The 17,888-nt window shown below is 64.6% G+C and carries 15 protein-coding genes; 10 read left to right on the top strand and 5 right to left on the bottom strand.

Going from position 1 to position 17,888, the window contains the following annotated elements:
• Window positions 1–37 precede the first annotated feature (37 nt).
• Window positions 38–766 carry an ankyrin repeat domain-containing protein gene (locus ACN0TK_RS16605; RefSeq protein ID WP_417310648.1) on the top strand — a complete coding sequence of 243 codons (729 nt, stop codon included), beginning with the start codon at window positions 38–40 and terminating at the stop codon, window positions 764–766.
• A gap of 6 nt (window positions 767–772) precedes the next feature.
• Here ACN0TK_RS16605 and ACN0TK_RS16610 read toward each other — a convergent pair whose 3' ends face one another.
• The 4 genes from ACN0TK_RS16610 to ACN0TK_RS16625 all read right to left on the bottom strand — a co-directional run bounded on the left by ACN0TK_RS16610 (window position 773) and on the right by ACN0TK_RS16625 (window position 3,955).
• Complete coding sequence (locus ACN0TK_RS16610) at window positions 773–1,156, bottom strand: DUF1801 domain-containing protein (RefSeq protein WP_417310649.1); 384 nt, start codon at window positions 1,154–1,156, stop codon at window positions 773–775.
• An 8-nt stretch (window positions 1,157–1,164) separates the two neighbouring features.
• Window positions 1,165–1,974, bottom strand: a complete 810-nt coding sequence (locus ACN0TK_RS16615; RefSeq protein WP_417310650.1) for an ABC transporter permease — start codon at window positions 1,972–1,974, stop codon at window positions 1,165–1,167.
• On the bottom strand, window positions 1,971–2,726 hold the full coding sequence (locus ACN0TK_RS16620; RefSeq protein WP_417310662.1) for an ABC transporter ATP-binding protein: 756 nt from the start codon (window positions 2,724–2,726) through the stop codon (window positions 1,971–1,973). Before ACN0TK_RS16620 ends, ACN0TK_RS16615 begins: the two co-directional genes overlap by 4 nt.
• 200 nt (window positions 2,727–2,926) lie before the next feature.
• On the bottom strand, window positions 2,927–3,955 hold the full coding sequence (locus tag ACN0TK_RS16625) for an ABC transporter substrate-binding protein (RefSeq protein WP_417310651.1): 1,029 nt from the start codon (window positions 3,953–3,955) through the stop codon (window positions 2,927–2,929).
• 220 nt (window positions 3,956–4,175) lie between these two features.
• Between ACN0TK_RS16625 and ACN0TK_RS16630 the strand changes: the two genes are divergently transcribed.
• Window positions 4,176–5,333 carry an efflux RND transporter periplasmic adaptor subunit gene (locus tag ACN0TK_RS16630; RefSeq protein WP_417310652.1) on the top strand — a complete coding sequence of 386 codons (1,158 nt, stop codon included), beginning with the start codon at window positions 4,176–4,178 and terminating at the stop codon, window positions 5,331–5,333.
• Window positions 5,333–8,458 carry an efflux RND transporter permease subunit gene (locus ACN0TK_RS16635; protein WP_417310653.1) on the top strand — a complete coding sequence of 1,042 codons (3,126 nt, stop codon included), beginning with the start codon at window positions 5,333–5,335 and terminating at the stop codon, window positions 8,456–8,458. The genes ACN0TK_RS16630 and ACN0TK_RS16635 overlap by 1 nt, the downstream gene beginning before the upstream one ends.
• Here the strand turns inward: ACN0TK_RS16635 and ACN0TK_RS16640 are convergent.
• Window positions 8,433–9,875 carry an ankyrin repeat domain-containing protein gene (locus tag ACN0TK_RS16640; RefSeq protein WP_417310654.1) on the bottom strand — a complete coding sequence of 481 codons (1,443 nt, stop codon included), beginning with the start codon at window positions 9,873–9,875 and terminating at the stop codon, window positions 8,433–8,435. The genes ACN0TK_RS16635 and ACN0TK_RS16640 overlap by 26 nt on opposite strands.
• A gap of 929 nt (window positions 9,876–10,804) precedes the next feature.
• Between ACN0TK_RS16640 and urtA the strand changes: the two genes are divergently transcribed.
• From urtA to ureA, 7 genes are all read left to right on the top strand, one after another.
• Window positions 10,805–12,046: an urea ABC transporter substrate-binding protein gene (gene urtA, locus ACN0TK_RS16645; protein ID WP_417310663.1), complete on the top strand. Its 1,242-nt coding sequence runs from the start codon at window positions 10,805–10,807 to the stop codon at window positions 12,044–12,046.
• Window positions 12,047–12,122: 76 nt separating this feature from the next.
• Complete coding sequence (gene urtB, locus ACN0TK_RS16650) at window positions 12,123–13,733, top strand: urea ABC transporter permease subunit UrtB (RefSeq protein WP_417310655.1); 1,611 nt, start codon at window positions 12,123–12,125, stop codon at window positions 13,731–13,733.
• A gap of 178 nt (window positions 13,734–13,911) precedes the next feature.
• Entirely contained in the window at window positions 13,912–15,102 is a 1,191-nt protein-coding gene (urtC, locus tag ACN0TK_RS16655; RefSeq protein WP_417310656.1) for an urea ABC transporter permease subunit UrtC, read from the top strand.
• On the top strand, window positions 15,099–15,848 hold the full coding sequence (gene urtD / locus ACN0TK_RS16660; protein ID WP_417310657.1) for an urea ABC transporter ATP-binding protein UrtD: 750 nt from the start codon (window positions 15,099–15,101) through the stop codon (window positions 15,846–15,848). Before urtC ends, urtD begins: the two co-directional genes overlap by 4 nt.
• Window positions 15,849–16,055: 207 nt before the next feature.
• The gene (gene urtE / locus ACN0TK_RS16665; RefSeq protein ID WP_417310658.1) at window positions 16,056–16,757 is read left to right on the top strand and encodes an urea ABC transporter ATP-binding subunit UrtE; all 702 of its coding nucleotides are present in this window, start codon (window positions 16,056–16,058) and stop codon (window positions 16,755–16,757) included.
• A gap of 58 nt (window positions 16,758–16,815) precedes the next feature.
• Entirely contained in the window at window positions 16,816–17,664 is an 849-nt protein-coding gene (locus ACN0TK_RS16670) for an urease accessory protein UreD (protein WP_417310659.1), read from the top strand.
• A 9-nt stretch (window positions 17,665–17,673) separates the two neighbouring features.
• Window positions 17,674–17,888: urease subunit gamma (gene ureA / locus ACN0TK_RS16675; RefSeq protein WP_417310660.1), on the top strand; the 215-nt coding region annotated here is incomplete at its 3' end.

Consider the following 17,888-nt stretch of genomic DNA (forward strand, 5'->3'; position numbering starts at 1 on the left):
AAATGTTAACCTTTGAACCAGTGGAAGGACACGCGGCATGCTCCACCACTTCGATGCGATATCAGTACGCAACCGGGCACCGGCCTGGCTGTTCATTGACCCCGTTCTACCGCAAACTCAGCCCATGCTGGATCTGTTCGAACTGATTGCTCAGGGTGATCTGGAAGGGCTGCGTGCTGCCGTGCGCCGCGATCCGAACGTCGTGACGCAGCGACACAGTTCGGGCGCCTCGGTTCTCGCCTGGGCCGCCTACATGGGCAATGTCGGCGCCATCGCCATTATCCGCGCCGCGCGCGACCGTCTCGATCCTTATGAGGCGATCATTGTCGAGGATAATGCCCGGCTCGCCGAGGCGCTGGATGAAGGCTTCGACGTCAACAGCCTCTCGCCGGACGGCTTTACACCGCTCGCGCTTGCGGCCTTTTTCGGGAATGGCGTCGCCTTCGACCTGCTGCTGCCCAGAACCCGCGACGTCAACGTCAACGCCGACAATCCGCAGCGCGTTGCCGCGCTGCATGCCGCGACGGCCCGGCGCGACGCACGCGCCGTCGAAGCGCTTTTGAAAGCCGGCGCGGACCCCGACCTGCTGCAGGCCGATGACGTCACCGCGCTGCACGCCGCGGCCATGCATGGCGACACGACGATCGTCGGGCTGCTGCTGCTCTTTGGCGCCGACCCCAGCCTGCGCAACGCCAAGGGCAAGACCGCGGCCGACTTCGCCCGCGACGCCGGCCACGGCTGGCTGGCAAAACGGCTCGCGCGCTGAACGCAACTAGCGCGTCGCGGCGATCCAGCGTTCGACCAGCGTGCGGATGGCTTCGGCGCGGTCGTCGAGATGGGCAGCATCGCGCACCGTCACCTCGCCCCGATCGCGGGCCAGCCAGCGCAGCAGCCCCGATTCATCGATGAAGTCGAAATCGCTGGCGTCCCGCACCTTGGCGCCACGATGGAGGATCAGTTGCACCCGCTCGCCCGGCTGCAGCCGCATGGTCACCCGATCCTCGTCGCCGATCCCGAAGCTCGGGGCATTCCATTTGATCTGCTCGACCATCGCCGGCGACACGGACAGTATCATTGCCCGCAGCCGTTCGATCTCCGGCTTCCGCGCATGCGCGAGCCGCGCCATGTAGTCGTCGACGCGCGTCACCGCTGCCATTGGCGACCCTAGTTCCCCATGGTCGAGCGGTGCGCCCATTTGGTCGAGCGCTTCTCGATCCAGGCCATGATCGCGTACATGACGATGCCTTCGACCGCGAGCATCACCAGCCCGGCAAAGACCAGCGGCACGTTGAACTGGCTCTGCGCCTGGCTCATCATCTGCCCCAGCCCGTTGTTCGAGGCGACGGTTTCGCTGACCACCGAGCCGACGAAGGCCAGGGTGATGGCGATCTTCAGCGAGCCGAAGAAATAGGGCATCGAGCGCGGAATGCCGACCTTGAGCATGATGTCCATCTTCTTCGCTCCCAGCGCCCGCAACACGTCCTCGGTTTCGGGCTCGATGGTGGCGAGGCCCGTCGCGACATTGACGACGATGGGGAAAAAGGAAATCAGGAATGCCGTCAGCACCGCCGGAATGGTGCCGATACCGAACCAGATGACGAGGATCGGCACCAGCGCCACCTTGGGGATGGCGTTGAAGCCGATCATCAGCGGGTAAAGCCCGGCATAGATCGTCTTCGACCAGCCGATGAACAGCCCGATCAGCATGCCGGCGACCACGGCAATGCCGAACCCGAGCAGCGTCGTGAACAGGGTCTGCACCGAGTTCTTCCAGATCGGGCTCCAGTACTGGACGATCGCCTGGAACACCCGTGTCGGGGCCGGCAGAATCGTGTGCGGCAGACCCGAGATGATCACCACCAGCTCCCACAGGACCAATAGCCCGATCGTGTAGAGCACCGGCGCCAGCTGCACCCAGGGAATGCGGATGGCGGGGCGGCTCAGATTGGAATTCTTGATGGTGATGTCGCTCATGCCGTTACCCTCGCCTCGGCGATCTCGCCGCGCAGCTCGTGGACTTTTTCGTTGAAGGCCGTCTCGTACATCAGCGAGATGTCGCGCGGCCGCTGGAAGGTAATCTTGTGCTCGGCCACCACCCTGCCGGGGCGGGCGCTCATCACGAAGATCCGGTCGGCGAGGAACACCGCCTCGCGCAGGTCGTGCGTCACCAGCATGATGGTGACACCCTGCGCCGCATGCAGGTCGCGGATCACCTGCCACAGCTCCTCGCGGGTGAAGGCGTCGAGCGCGCCGAACGGCTCGTCGAGCATCAGCAGCTCCGGCTGGTGGATCAGCGCCCGGCAGAGGTTCGCCCGCTGCTGCATGCCACCCGACAGCTGCCAGGGAAATTTGTCGCCGAACCCTTTGAGCCCGACAGTCGCCAGCAAGGCTTCGGCCTGCGCCACATATTCGGCCTTGTGCGCCCGCAGCCGGTGGCGGTGCTTTTCGACGATCTCGAGCGGCAGCAGCACATTGTCGAGCGTCGTGCGCCAGGGCAGCATCGTCGGGTTCTGAAACGCCATACCGACGATCGACACGGGCTTGGTCACCTGCTCGCCAGCGACCATCACCACCCCGCCCTGCGGGATGTGCAGCCCGGTCACCAGCTTCATCAGCGTGGACTTGCCGCAGCCGGACGGCCCGACGACGGCGACGAACTCGCCCTTTTCGACATGCATGTCGAGGCCCTTGACGGCCAGCGTGCCATCGACACCGCCATAGCGCATGTCGACATTTTCGATCGTGACGAGAGACATGTTTGCTCCGTGCGCCCTGCTCCACCCTCATCCGCCCTGCGGGCACCTTCTCCGACCAAGGGAGAAGGAGATGGAGCCGCTAAATCTCAGTCAGGCCTTCTCCCCTTTGTGGGAGAAGTGGACGAAGGCCGGATGAGGGGACGTCCCCGCACCCGGCCCATCGCTTTGCCTTACGGCAGCATGCGCTCTTCCTTTGGCGGCAGGTACTGCGGATCGAACACGTCATCCGCCGTCACATTGCCCTGCAGGTCCATCGAGGTTTTCAACGTCTCGATCGAGGCAGCGAGCTTGTCCATGTCGACGCCGCCCATGCCGTTTTCTTCGACATAGGGGGTCTTGATGTTCATATCGATCGCCATCTGCAGCCGCTCGGTTTCGAGGTCCTTGTCGAGCGTCTCGTTGACCTTCAGCACCGCGGCGGCGCCTTCGGCCGGATCAGCAACCGCATCGGCGAAGCCCTTGGCCAGCGCCTTGAGGAAGCCCTTGACCGCCTCGGGGTTCTCTTCGGCGAAGTCCTCGTTGACCAGCACGGCGTTGCCGTAGAGCTCGAGCCCATTGTCGGCGAACAGGATCGTCGCGATGTCCTCGTCCGGCGTGCCCTGGGCCTTGAGGTTGAGGATCACCGAGAAGGCGAAGCCGAACACCGCATCCACGTCACCCTTGGCCAGCATCGGCTCGCGCACCGGGAAGCCGATGCTCTCGATGGTGATGTCACTGTCGTCGATGTCCGCGGCTTCCTTGAACGCCGCCCACTGCGCGAAGGCGCCATCCGGCGGCGGCGCGCCCAGCGTCTTGCCTTCGACCGACTTGGGATCCTCGGTAATGCCCAGCGACTTGCGGCCGACGAGCGCGAAAACCGGCTTGTCATAGACCATCATCACGGCCTTGACCTTCTGGCTCGGGTCCTCGTCGAGATACTTGATCACCGAGTTGATGTCGCCAAAGCCCATCTGGTAGGCGCCGGTAGCGACGCGCGGAATGGCCTCGACCGAGCCATTGCCGGTGTCGATGGTGACGTCCAGCCCCTCGTCTTTGAAGTAGCCCTTGTCGAGCGCCAGGAAGAAGCCGGCCGACGGGCCTTCGAACTTCCAGTCCAGTGTAAACTTGATCGGGGTCTGCGCCATGGCGGGCGCCACGACTGAAAGCGTGGCGGCCAATGCTGCGGCGCCAAGAGCAACTGCCCTGCGAGTGAAGAACATTTTTCCATCCATACTGTTTGCACCAGGGGATGATTTGGCCGCATGACGCGGCGCGTTGCAAGGGTAAATGCACACATTGCAGGCAAATAGGCGGATTGCCTGCATGATACGCACAAGCTGTTGATCCTTACCGCATTTTAATGTTGGCCGGCCTGTGCCAGTGCTAAGCAGGGTGGGCGGTATCGGCCGCCTATCTCCGCCAAGTTACAGGATTTTCGCCTTGCTCAGGCAGCTGTTGATTTCATTTGTCGTCATTGTCGCGGCATTCGCCGCCTACGTTCTTTTTGTTCCGAACGCGCGCGAAACACTCGCCGGCATCGGCATTGAACTGCCGTTTTCGGCTCCGGCCGAGGTCGCATCCGGCCCCGGCGGCCGAGGCGGCCCGGGCGGACCCGGCGGCCGGCGCGGCGGCTTCGGCGGTGGCCGCGAAATGGTCGTCGTGACCGAGCCCGTGGTGGTCGGCACCATCAACGACAGCCTGACCGCCATCGGCGATGGCTCGGCCACCCGTTCCGTCACCGTTGCATCGCCTTCAAGCGGCACTCTGGTCGATATTCTCGTCAAACCCGGCGACGCCGTTGCGGCCGGCGACCTGATCGGTCGGCTCGACGCCGAAGCCGAAACCATCGCCCGCGATCGCGCCAGACTGGCGCTGCAAAACGCCGAGGCCAGCCTCAGCCGGCTGCGCGAACTGGCCGGCGCCGCCAATGCTACCACCGTGCAGGTCGATACGGCCCAGCTTGCCGCCAGCGACGCCCAGCTCGCTTATGACAATGCCGAGCTGGCACTCAGCCGCCGCACCATCACCACGCCGATCGCCGGCACCGTCGGCCTGATTCAGGTCAGCGCCGGCAACGCGGTGTCCGCCCAGACCACCGTCACCACCATCGAGGACATCTCGCACATCACCGTCAGCTTCTGGGTGCCCGAGCGCTATGCCACCAAGGTCACGACCGGCATGCCGGTCAGCGCCAGCGCCGTGGCGCTCCCCGGCGAAACGCTCGAAGGCACCGTCAGCGCCGTCGACAACCGCGTCGATCCGGCCAGCCGCACCCTCGAGGTCGAGGCCGACTTCGCCAATCCCGATGGCCGGCTGAAGCCCGGCATGAGCTTTTCGGTGGCGCTCGCTTTCAGCGGCGAGCAGTTCCCGTCGGTCGACCCGCTGTCGATCCAGTGGTCGTCGGATGGCGCCTATCTGTGGCGCTTCACCGACGGCAAGGTCGAGCAAGTCCCTGTCAAAATCATCCAGCGCAATTCCGATGGCGTGATGGTCGATGCCGATCTCGCCGCCGGCGACGAGGTGGTGACCCAGGGCGTGCAGCAGCTGTCGGATGGCGCCTCGGTGCGCCTGCTCGACGCCCCGCAGGGAGAGTCCTGATGAGCATTTCCGGCCAGAACGAACGCGGTGGCCAGATCGCCGGGCTCTTCGTCCGCCGCCCGGTGCTCGCGGTCGTCGTCAGCGCGCTGATCATCGTCGCCGGCCTCGCCGCCCTGTTCGGCATTGAAGTGCGCGAACTGCCCTCGGTCGAGCGCCCCACCCTGTCGGTCTCCACCAGTTTCAACGGGGCATCAGCCGAAACCGTTGACCGCGAGATCACCGCCGCCGTCGAAGGTGCAGTCGCCCGCGTGCAGGGCGTCGCCTCGATTTCCTCGAGCTCGAGCTATGGCCGTAGCCGCGTCACACTGACCTTCAACGACGGCACCAATCTCGACAACGCCACCTCCGACATTCGCGATGCGCTGGGGCGCATCACCAATCGCCTGCCCGACGGCGCCGACGATCCGACCATCATCAAGGCCGATTCCAACGCCCAGGCGATCATCCGCCTGTCGGTCACCTCCGCCACCATGCCGCGGGGCGAACTGACCGAGCTGGTCGAGGATGTCATATCCGAACGCCTCGCCTCGGTGCCCGGCGTCGCCGAGGTGCAGGTCTATGGCACCCAGACTCGCAGCTTCGAGGTCGATGTCGATCAGGTGAAGCTCGCCAGCCTCGGGCTGACCGTCGCCGATATCCGCAACGCGCTATCGACAATTTCCTTTGATAGCCCCGCCGGCTCGCTGAACGGCACCAACCAGAACATCGCCATCCGCGCCATTGCCGAGGTCAACACGCCCGAGCAGTTCGAAAACATCATCATCCGCGACCGCATCCGGCTCGGCGATGTGGCAAGCGTGGTGTTTTCGACCGGCGCCAGCAATTCGGGCCTGAGGAGCGATGGCCGCTCCGGCATCGGGCTCGGCATTGTCCGTCAGGCCCAGTCCAACACGGTGCAGATCTCCGAGGCTGTCCACAAGGCCGTCGAAGACCTCGACGCAGTGGTGCCTGATGGCGTCGATATCCGCATCTCTTCCGACGACTCCGTCTTCATCGACGGCGCCATCCACGAAGTGCAGCGCTCGCTGCTGATCGCGGTGATCGGCGTCATCGTCATCATCTTCCTCTTCCTGCTCGATTGGCGCGCCACCATTGTCCCGGCCATCACCATGCCGGTGGCGCTGATCGGCACGATTGCCGGAATCTATGCCTTCGGTTTTTCGCTCAACATCCTGACACTGCTGGCCCTTGTCATTGCCACCGGCCTCGTCGTCGACGACGCCATTGTCGTGCTCGAAAACATCACCCGCCGCCGCGCCATGGGCCTCGGCCCACGCGCCGCCGCCGTGCTCGGCACCCAGGAAGTGTTCTTCGCCGTGGTGGCGACGACCGCGACGCTGGCGGCCGTGTTCATTCCGATTTCGTTCCTGCCCGGCCAGACCGGCCAGCTGTTCCGCGAATTCGGCTTCACCCTCGCCATCTCCGTGGCGCTCTCCGCCGTCGTCGCCCTGTCGCTCGCACCCATGCTGGCCTCGCGCCTGCTGAAGCCGCACAAGGCGCGCAAACCTAATGCCATCGAACGCTTCGGCGGCCTGCTGTCGGCCTTCTACCGGGTCACGCTGCGCGTCGTCCTGCGCAACCCGATGGTGGTGATCGTCATCGCCCTGCTGTTCGCGGCCTCCGCCTGGGTCGCCTTCGGCAATCTGCGCCAGGAACTCACACCCGCCGAAGACCGCGCCGCTATTGCTATCCGCGTCAGCGCGCCGAACACCGTCAGCCTCGATTTCACCCGTACCGAGATGCAGAAGATCGAGGACATGCTGGCGCCCTACGTCGAAAGCGGCGAAGGCCTGTCCACCTTCTCGATCTCCGGCTTCGGCTCCAGCACCAACTCTGGCTTCATCATCATGACGCTGGCGCCCTGGGAAGAGCGCACCCGCTCGCAGCAGGAGATCGCCAGCGAGATCAATGCCCAGCTCGGCACCGTACCGGGCGTCCGCGCCTTCATTTTGCAGGGCAACAGTCTCGGCATTCGTGGCGGCGGCTCGGGCCTGCAGTTCGCGCTGGTCGGCAGCAACTACGAGGTGCTGTCGGACGCCGCCAATGCGGTGAAAGCGCAGCTGGAGACCCAGCCGAAATGGGGCCGGGTCAGCGTCAACTACGAGACCACCCAGCCGCAGATGACCCTCACCGTTGATCGTGAACGGGCCGCCCGGCTCGGCATCGACATCAACGGTCTCGCCAGCACCATGCAGGCGATGATCGACGGCTCCGATATCGGCACCGTCTTCATCAACGACCAGAGCTATTCGGTGCGTATGGTCTCGACCTCCAGCCCGGTCAACGACCCGGGCGACCTGGAGTCGCTGTTCCTCAAGACCGCCGACGGGCGTTACGTCCCCATGTCGACAGTTGCCAGTATCGACGAGGCGCCGATCGCCCCCTCTCTCGGGCGCGAGGAACAGCGCCGCGCCGTCACCGTGACTGCCGGGCTGACCGACGGCTTCGCGCTCGGCGACGCCTATGCCGAAGCGGTCGAGATCGCCCGCCCGCTGCTGCCCGATGGCGCCGCCATCGTGCCCATGGCCGAAGCCCGCACCATCGGCGACAGCAACAACGGCCTGCTGATCACTTTCGGCTTTGCGCTGATCGTCATCCTGCTGGTCCTCGCCGCGCAGTTCGAAAGCGTTTGGAGCGCCATCATCGTCATGGCGACGGTGCCCTTCGGTCTCGCCTGCGCGGTCTATGCCATGCTGCTGACGGGGGTGACGCTCAACGTCTACAGCCAGATCGGGCTGATCCTCGTTGTCGGCATCATGGCCAAGAACGGCATCCTGATCGTTGAATTCGCCAACCAGTTGCGCGATCGCGGAGAGTCGGTGGCCGAAGCGGTCGAGAACGCCTCGAACATCCGTCTACGACCGGTGGTGATGACCATGATCGCCACGGTACTCGGCGGCCTGCCGCTGATCCTCGCCGGTGGCGCCGGCTCGGAAGCCCGCGCCGCGCTCGGCTGGATCATGGTCGGCGGGCTGACGCTCGCCGCTGTCGCTACACTCTATCTGACGCCCGTCGCCTACCTGCTGCTGGCCCGCTTCTCCAAGCCCAAGTCGGAAGAAGAAGCCCGGTTGCAGACCGAACTGGACGCCGCCGATCAGATCACTCCGCCGGCGCCGGCAGAGTGATCCCGCGCGCCTCAAGCAGTGCCCGTACGCGGGCCTGCCCCGCCTCCACTTCACCGGCCGCGGCTTGAATCCGGGTCTGAAGTCGCGGCCGCAACCCCCTGGACTGACTCAATAGATCGAGCCGCGCCGCATAGCCTTCGCGCTGCTCGGCCATGTACGCCGTCAGACCATGACCCTCGGCATCCACAGCACCGGCATCCGCGCCCGCATCGAGCAAGACCGCCGCGACCTCCGCCTGGCCGAGCGCCGCAGCGACCAGTAGCGGCGTCTCCTCCAGCGATCCGCGCGCATCCACCGCAACACCGGCCTTCAGCAACAGCGTCACTGCCGCGTGGCGGTTGTTTTCAGCCGCAGCGATCAGCGCCGCGCCACCGAACCGCGCCACATCCACACCGCGTGACAGAATCTCCTCCAGAAAATCTGTACGCGACATGCCCGCCGCTGCCGCCAGCATCGATGGCCCATCTTCCGGCACGAAATTGACGTCCACACCGCGCGCGATCAGCAGCCGCGCCACCGCCTCGGCCTCGACGCTAAGGGCCGCGATGAGGGCCCGGTCCCGGTCATTGCTGTAGCGCGCCAGCAGCAACGCCGCCTGCTTGCCGCGCAGCTCGCCGGTCTTTGACGGTGTCAACGCCATCAGGATCGGGGTCAGCCCCGCATCATCGCGCGCATCCAGCAACGCCCGCGCAGCGATCAAGGTCTTCACCGCATCCATATTGCCCGCGGCAGCCGCGTTGTGCAGCGCCGTCTGCCCCTTCCAGTTGCGCACCCGCGCGGAGGCCCCGGCCGCGAGTAGCTGCGCAACCATCGAGCCCGGGTGCAGCGCCGCATAATGCAGGGGCGTTTCGATCAGGATATCGGTCACCACATTGGGGTTGGCGCCGGCCGCCAGCAGCAGTTCGACCAGTTGGGGATTGGCCGTGCGCGCCGCAAGAAAGATCGGCGTGGTGCCGAAGTCGTCGAAGCCATTGACGCGCGCGCCGTGCGCCATGAGCAACTGGCACAGCGCCGTATCACCGCGTCGCGCCGCCTCCATCAGCGGCGACACACCATGCGGATCCGCCGCCGCCTCCACCGGCGAACCGGCCTTGAGCAGCATTTTCACGGCTTCCGTCGCGCCGGCATTCACTGCCCACAAGAGCGCCCGTTCGCCATTGTGGTCGCGATATTCGGTATCGGCGCCCGACGTCAGCAGAGCGGCGATGAGCTCGAGATTGCCGTTGCGGGCCGCGAACTGCAGCGGCGAATAGCCATCATGCCAGCTTGGCGGATCGGGATCGTCACCGGCTTCGAGCAGCTGCAGCGCCGCCGCGCCGTCATCCGTACGCGCCGCGGTCAGCAGACCCTGAAAGTCCGCCAGCGCCCCGCCGCCCAGCGCCACCCACACCACGAGTGCCAGAACCCTTGTCCGCATGGTCTGTCTCCCCCACAAGCCGTTGCGCGTTCGTTTCACAGTATGACGCACGAAAAAGGGCGCGGCTTTGGCCGCGCCCAAGTCGTGTTCTGGTTCGGGGGAGGAGTTCAGAACACACTGACCATCGAACATGTGCCGTTTGGCGTCGCGGGAGGGGGACACGCGACGTTCGGGCCAGGCGCATCATTGCCGCCGCCTACCTTCTGATAGGCAAAACCCATTCGATAAAACTGCACCGATCGCACTCGTCGTCACCCAGTATGGGGTGCGTTGCGAGGCGACTACGGATTTCGTCACTATGTGCTGGCAATGATCTGTAAGGAGCGCGGAGTAGAAACTCCGCGCTCCCCCGGCACTATCCACAAGGGAGCGTCAGCCCTTGCAGATACTCACCGAGATCGAGGCCGAACGACACCGTTGTCGCAATCAGATCAAGGTTGAAACTGCCGCGTCGCGCGGCAGAGTCGGCGGTGCGTCGGCTCTTGCCCGGTCAACGGCACGGTGCGGGATTTGGTTGCTCAGGAAAGCCACAATGAAAGGCCCCGCAGCTCACGAATGAGTGCGGGGCCCGAGGTGTCGGTGCAAACAACCTCTGCCGAAGGTGATCCTTCGGTGACACCACTCTAGCACCACACGCGATACTGCACAGCGCCATGCTGCTGACTGTGCACCGCCAAAACAACCCGTCTTTGCCCAAATATTAAGCAAGCGTGAATCCCGATGCCCAGAGAACCGGCACCGCTTTGTATACAATCATCACCGAGTGGCTACGCGTCTGACTGTGTATTAGCTGAATCAAGTGCTTAGCCGATTGTGACAGGAGCTGGCACGACGATTGCAACTGTTCCGGCGGTGCAAACATCCAACTGTCGGAGGAAAATATGACAGGAGTTCGCCGCGTACTGGCCGGTATCGGCCTAGGGGTGACGATGACTGCAAGCGCCCTGGCGCCTGTAACCGCAATCGCTCAGGAAACAATCAAGGTGGGAATTCTGCATTCGCTGTCGGGCACGATGGCGATTTCTGAGACCACCCTGAAAGATACGATGCTGTTCCTGATCGATGAACAGAATAAGAAGGGTGGACTACTCGGCAAGCAGCTCGAGCCCGTAGTCGTCGATCCGGCGTCCGACTGGCCGCTCTTTGCAGAAAAAGCCCGCGAGCTGATCTCGGTCAATGACGTGGCTGCCGTGTTCGGCTGCTGGACCTCGGTCAGCCGCAAGTCCGTGCTGCCGGTCTTCAAGGAGCTCAACTCGATCCTGTTCTACCCCGTGCAGTACGAGGGTGAAGAGTCCGAGCGCAACGTGTTCTACACCGGTGCCGCCCCGAACCAGCAGGCGATCCCGGCCGTCGACTACCTGATGGAAAACGAAGAAGTCGAACGCTGGGTTCTGGCCGGTACCGACTATGTCTACCCGCAGACCACCAACAAGATCCTCGAGCAGTACCTCAAGGATCACGGCGTGGCTGAAGAAGACATCATGATCAACTACACGCCGTTCGGGCATTCCGATTGGCAGACGATCGTTTCCGACATCAAGGCCTTCGGCTCGGAAGGCAAGAAGACCGCTGTGGTGTCGACCATCAACGGTGACGCCAACGTGCCGTTCTACAAGGAACTCGCCAACCAGGGCATTTCGGCCGAGGACATCCCGGTCGTCGCCTTCTCGGTCGGCGAAGAAGAGCTCGCCGGCTTCGACACCGAGCCGCTCGTGGGTCACCTCGCCGCCTGGAACTACTTCCAGTCCGTCGACACCCCCGAGAACGAAGAGTTCATCACCGCCTGGCGTGAATTCATCGGCAATCCCGAGCGCGTCACCAACGACCCGATGGAAGCCCATGTGATCGGCTTCAACCTGTGGGTCCAGGCCGTCGAAAAGGCCGGCACGACCGACACCGACGCCGTGCTTGACGCCATCATCGGCCTCGAGACGCCGAACCTGACCGGTGGCACCGCCACCATGCTGCCGAACCACCACATCACCAAGCCCGTCCTGATCGGCGAAATCCAGGACGATGGCCAGTTCGAAGTGGTGTCCGAGAGCGACCTCGTACCGGGCGACGCCTGGTCCGACTTCCTGCCGGAATCCAAGATGATCGAGGCCGATTGGACCGCCCCGATCAACTGCGGCAACTACAACACCGAAACCGAGACCTGCGGCGCCGAGTAATCGGCCCAGCACGACCTGCCGGGGGCGGCCTGCCCGCCCCCGGACCACCCCAGATACCCGGCGCCTGAGGATGACGATGACCGCAAAAAGACTATTCCTGCTTGTTGCGTTCTTCCTTGCCCTTCTGCCCACCCTGCCCGCCATTGCGCAGACCGACGACGCCACTCTGACTCAGCGCGTCGACGCACTCTATCCTGGCAATTTCCGGGCCCGGGGCGATGCGGCAGCCGAACTGGCTGACACCGGCGACCCGCGCGCCGTACCGGTGCTGGAGCACCTGCTGGAGGGTGATCTTTACGCCATCGAAGCCACTGAAAAGGTGATCTTTGTCGACGCAGGCCAGGCCACCGACCCGGTCACCGGTGCGGATCTCGGCGAAATCGCCAAGTCCGACTACGACAAGGTCAAGGTCAACAATTCCCTGCGCCGCAAGCTGCGCACGCTGATCGGCCAGATGACGCTGATGAGCAAGGATACCGCGACCCGCCGCACGGCCGCGGAATCGATCCTCAAGAACGCAGATCCGGATACGCTCGAACTGCTCGACGAGGCGATCGCTGCCGAGACCGACGCGGGGGTCCGCTCGGTGATGGAAACCGCCCGCGCCGCCATCATTCTCAAAACCGACGCGCCGGTCGCCGACAAGGAAGCGGCCATCGATCTGGTCGCGGCCCGCGCCGGACGCGATGCCATGACGATCGTCAATTCCGCCCGCGCCGACGCGCCGCCGGAGCTGCTGCCCAAGATCGACGCGGCCATCGAGGCGCTGGAGGCCACCCAGGCCGCCTGGGGCGTGGCGCAGAATGTCTGGTACGGCATTTCGCTCGGCTCGGTGCTGCTGCTCGCTGCCATCGGCCTCGCCATCACCTTCGGTGTCATGGGCGTCATCAACATGGCGCATGGCGAAATGGTCATGCTCGGCGCCTATGCCACCTTCGTCGTGCAGGAAATCATCCGCCAGAATGCCCCGGGCCTGTTCGACTATTCCCTCGCCATCGCCCTGCCCGTCGCCTTCCTCTTCACGGCGCTCGTCGGCATCGCCATCGAGCGCGGCGTCATCCGCTGGCTCTATGGGCGCCCGCTCGAAACCCTGCTCGCCACCTGGGGCCTGTCGCTGATCATCCAGCAGGCGGTGCGCACCGTGTTTAGCCCGAACAACCGCGAGGTCGGCAACCCGAGCTGGATGTCCGGGTCCTTCGATCTGGGCGGCCTCGCCATCACCTGGAACCGCTTCTTCATCGTGCTGTTCGCCATAGCGGTTTTCTTCGCGCTGCTCGCCGTGCTCAACAAGACCCCGCTCGGCCTGCAGATGCGCGCCGTGACCCAGAACCGCCGCATGGCTTCGTCCATGGGTATTCGCACGCCGCTCGTCGATGCACTGACTTTCGGCCTCGGCTCCGGCATTGCCGGCCTTGCCGGCGTGGCGCTGAGCCAGATCGACAATGTCTCGCCGAACCTGGGGCAGAACTACATCATCGACAGCTTCATGGTCGTCGTCTTCGGCGGCGTGGGCAATCTGTGGGGCACGCTGATCGGCGCCCTCTCCATCGGCGTCGCCAACAAGTTCCTCGAACCCTTTGCCGGTGCCGTGGTCGCCAAGATCATCATTCTGGTGCTGATAATCCTGTTCATCCAGCGGCGTCCCCGCGGCCTCTTCGCCCTCAAGGGCCGGGCGGTGGAGTCATGATGTCGGTGCGAGCCTATCCGGCTGAGGCACCCTCACCCGGCCTCCGCCTAACCTCTCCCCCGAGGAGAGAGGTGGCCCTGCGGCACCATCTCGCCACTCTCTCACCCCTCCGCGGGTTGAGAAGTCGACGCGCAGCGTCGGGTACGGGGGCCTTCGCAAATCTTCAAGGTGACTTCGCATGATCACCCAGATGCTCTTTCGCGCGCTGGACAAGAAGGCGATCTGGCTGGTCGCCATCCTCGTGGCGATCGCCATCGCCATTCCGGCCGGCAACCTGCTGATCCCGCCCGGCCAGTTTGGCCACGTGCCGATCTATGTCGTGACGTTGTTCGGCAAATACCTGTGCTACGCCATCCTGGCGCTCGCGCTCGATCTGGTCTGGGGCTATGTCGGCATCCTGTCGCTCGGCCACGGCGCCTTCTTCGCGCTCGGCGGCTATGCCATGGGCATGTATCTGATGCGCCAGATCGGCACCCGTGGCGTTTATGCCAACCCGGTCCTGCCGGACTTCATGGTGTTCCTCAACTGGAAGGAACTGCCCTGGTACTGGTACGGCTTCGACATGTTCTGGTTCGCCATGATCATGGTCATGGTGGTGCCCGGGCTGCTGGCCTTCGTCTTCGGCTGGTTCGCCTTCCGCAGCCGCGTCACCGGCGTTTACCTGTCGATCATCACCCAGGCGATGACCTACGCCCTGTTGCTCGCCTTCTTCCGCAACGATTTCGGCTTTGGCGGCAACAACGGGCTGACCGACTTCAAGGACATTCTCGGCTTCAACATCCAGGCCGATACGACCCGCGCTATGCTCTTTGCGCTGTCCGCGCTGGCGCTCGCGCTTTTCGTCCTCATCTGTTCGATGATCGTCAATTCCAAGCTCGGCAAGGTGATGGTGGCGGTGCGCGACGCCGAAAGCCGTACCCGCTTCCTCGGCTGGCGGCCGGAGAATGTGAAGCTCTTCGCCTTCACCGTCTCGGCGGTGATGGCCGGCATCGCCGGCGCGCTCTATGTGCCGCAGGTCGGCATCATCAACCCGGGCGAATTCGCGCCGGAAAACTCCATCGAAGCGGTGATCTGGGTCGCCGTGGGCGGCCGCGGCACCATCATCGGGCCAATCATCGGCGCGCTGCTGGTCAATTACGGCAAGACCATCTTCACCTCGGCCCTACCCGAATACTGGCTCTTCGCCCTCGGCGGTCTCTTCGTCATCGTCACGCTGTTCCTGCCCAAGGGCATCGTCGGCCTGGTCGGTCAGATCCGCGATGGCCGGATCAAGCCCAACTCCACCAAGCTCGATGCGCAGAGCGCCGCGGCGGAGGCCGGAGAGGACCCGTCGACCCTGCCCCCCACCAAGCCGGAGCCAGCCGAATGAGCGACAAGACGGGCACCATGCTCTATCTCAGCGGCGTCTCGGTTTCCTTCGACGGCTTCAAGGCCCTGAACAACCTGTCGATCATCGTCCGCCCCGCCGAAATGCTCGCCATCATCGGCCCCAACGGCGCCGGCAAGACCACGATGATGGACATCATCACCGGCAAGACGCGACCCGACGAGGGCGAGGTCTATTTCGATGACCGCACCGACCTGACCAAGCTCGACGAGGCGAACATCGCCAATCTCGGCATCGGCCGGAAGTTTCAAAAGCCCACCGTCTTCGAAAGCCATAGCGTCTTCGACAATCTGGTGCTGGCGCTGAAAAAGCCGCGCAATGTGCTCAGCGCCCTGCTCTATGCCCAGTCGGACGCGGATGAGGCCCGGCTCGACGAAATCCTCGACACCGTGCGCCTCAGCCACCGCAAGAACGATCTCGCTGCCGACCTCAGCCACGGCCAGAAACAGTGGCTGGAAATCGGCATGCTGCTGGCGCAGGACCCCAAACTGCTGCTGGTCGACGAACCGGTGGCCGGCATGACCGATGCCGAGACCGAGGAAACCGCCAAGCTGCTGAAGGAAATCGCCAAAACCCGCTCGGTCGTCGTCGTCGAACACGACATGAGCTTCGTGCGCGACCTCGGCACCCGAGTCACCTGTCTCGCCGAGGGCTCGGTGCTGGCCGAAGGCTCGCTCGACCAGGTCAGCGCCAACCCGATTGTCATTGAACGCTATCTCGGCAGATGAGGATTAACATATGGATTTGATCCTGTGCGGTCGCCTCGGGGCCTACACCTTCATGCCCGCCGTGGCGCCTTCCTCTCCCGACGATGCGACGGGCGGAGTATTCACCCTGGCGCCATCCTTGGCTTCCCGCCTGCGCAAGTGGTCTCGCCGCGCACCAGCGCGCCGGATCGCACACGCCTTTGACACACCAGCATTCGGTGCTCGCGCATGACCGCCCTCTCCATCCGCACCATTGATCTGCACTACGGCGCCGCCCAGGCGTTGAAGGGCATCACCATCGAGGCCAAGCCCAACCGGATCACCGCCGTGCTGGGCCGCAACGGCGTCGGCAAGAGCTCGACCCTGCGCGCCGTCACCGGCATCAATAATGTCTCGGCCGGCGAGATCCGCTTCGACGATGAAGTGCTGAAAAAACTGCCGCCCTACAAGCGCGCCCGGATGGGCATCGGCTACGTGCCGCAGGGTCGCGAGATCTTCGCGCTGCTCACCGTGAAGGAAAACCTCGAAACCGGCTATGCCGGCCTGAAATCGGGCGAGCGCAATATCCCCGACTACATTTTCGAACTCTTCCCTGTACTCAAATCCATGCTCGGCCGGCGCGGCGGCGACCTGTCGGGCGGCCAGCAGCAGCAACTCGCCATCGGCCGCGCGCTGGTGACCCGCCCCAAGGTGCTGGTGCTCGATGAACCCACCGAAGGCATCCAGCCTTCGATCATCAAGGATATCGGCCGCGCCCTGCAGTTTCTGCGCGACGAAAAGGGCATGACCATCCTGCTGGTCGAGCAGTATCTGGACTTCTGCCGCGAAATCGCCGACGACATCTATGTGATGGACCGCGGAGAAATCATGCATTCAGGACCGGCTTCCGACCTCGACCTGCCCGACGTGCGCCGCCATTTGATGGTGTGAGGCGGCGCGTGTTGCTGAGCGGGACATTCGGCCAGCCGCCGAACGGCGGAAGGACCTCATGGTGAGCCTGTCGAACCACGAGGTCCGGGACAACGCCCTGCCCCGCCACCAGCGCGCCCGCGGCATCGGCCGCATAGGCACCCAGGTACATGGCGGCCGCACCCGGCTCGACACGCTGTTCCAGGAAGGCTGCGCCAAGATCCGCTTGCCGCACGGCCCCGGCGCGGCGCTGCAGGCCGTGCTGATCAACACCGCCGGCGGCCTGACCGGCGGCGACGATGTGCGCTGGGAGGCCGAGGCCGCACCCGGCGCCCGGCTCGTCCTCACCACCCAGGCCTGCGAGCGCGTCTACCGTTCGCTCGGCGACGACGCCAAGGTGACCAACCGGCTCACCGTCGGCGCCGGCGCGCATGTCGACTGGCTGCCACAGGAAACCATCCTGTTCGAAAACGGCCGGCTCGACCGCCGCCTCGATGTTGATCTTGCCGCCGATGCGACGCTGTTTGCCATCGAGGCCGTGCTGCTCGGCCGCGAAGCCATGGGCGAGGCCGCCCGCGGTGCCCGGTTGCACGATCGCTGGCGCATCCGACGCGCGGGCCGGCTGATCCACGCCGAGGACACGGCGCTCACCGGCGAGGCCGCCGAACGCGACGGGTTGTCGACACTCGCCGGCGCCGGCGCCTTCGCCTCGATGCTGCTCGTCGCACCGGATGCGGAACGGCAGCTTGCCCGCATCCGCACCATGATCGAAGGCCATCTTGACGCCAGTGCGGGTGCCAGCCTTGTGGGCGAACGGCTGCTGGTGCGCGCCACGGCCAAATCCGGGCTTGCCTTGCGCCGTCTCATCGCGCCAATAATTGCAAAGCTTTCCGGCGCCGGCACCTTGCCACGCCTCTGGCACCTCTAGGACGATCGCATGAACCTGACGCCCCGTGAAAAAGACAAGCTTCTCATTTCCATGGCGGCCGTGGTCGCCCGTAAGCGCCTCGAGCGCGGCGTGAAGCTCAACCATCCCGAGGCCATCGCGCTGATCACCGATTTCGTCGTCGAAGGCGCCCGCGACGGCCGCTCGGTCGCCGACCTGATGGAGGCCGGCGCCCATGTCGTCAGCCGCACCCAGGTGATGGATGG

This window comes from Devosia sp., assembly GCF_048261455.1.
In the GTDB taxonomy this organism is placed as follows: domain Bacteria; phylum Pseudomonadota; class Alphaproteobacteria; order Rhizobiales; family Devosiaceae; genus Devosia_A.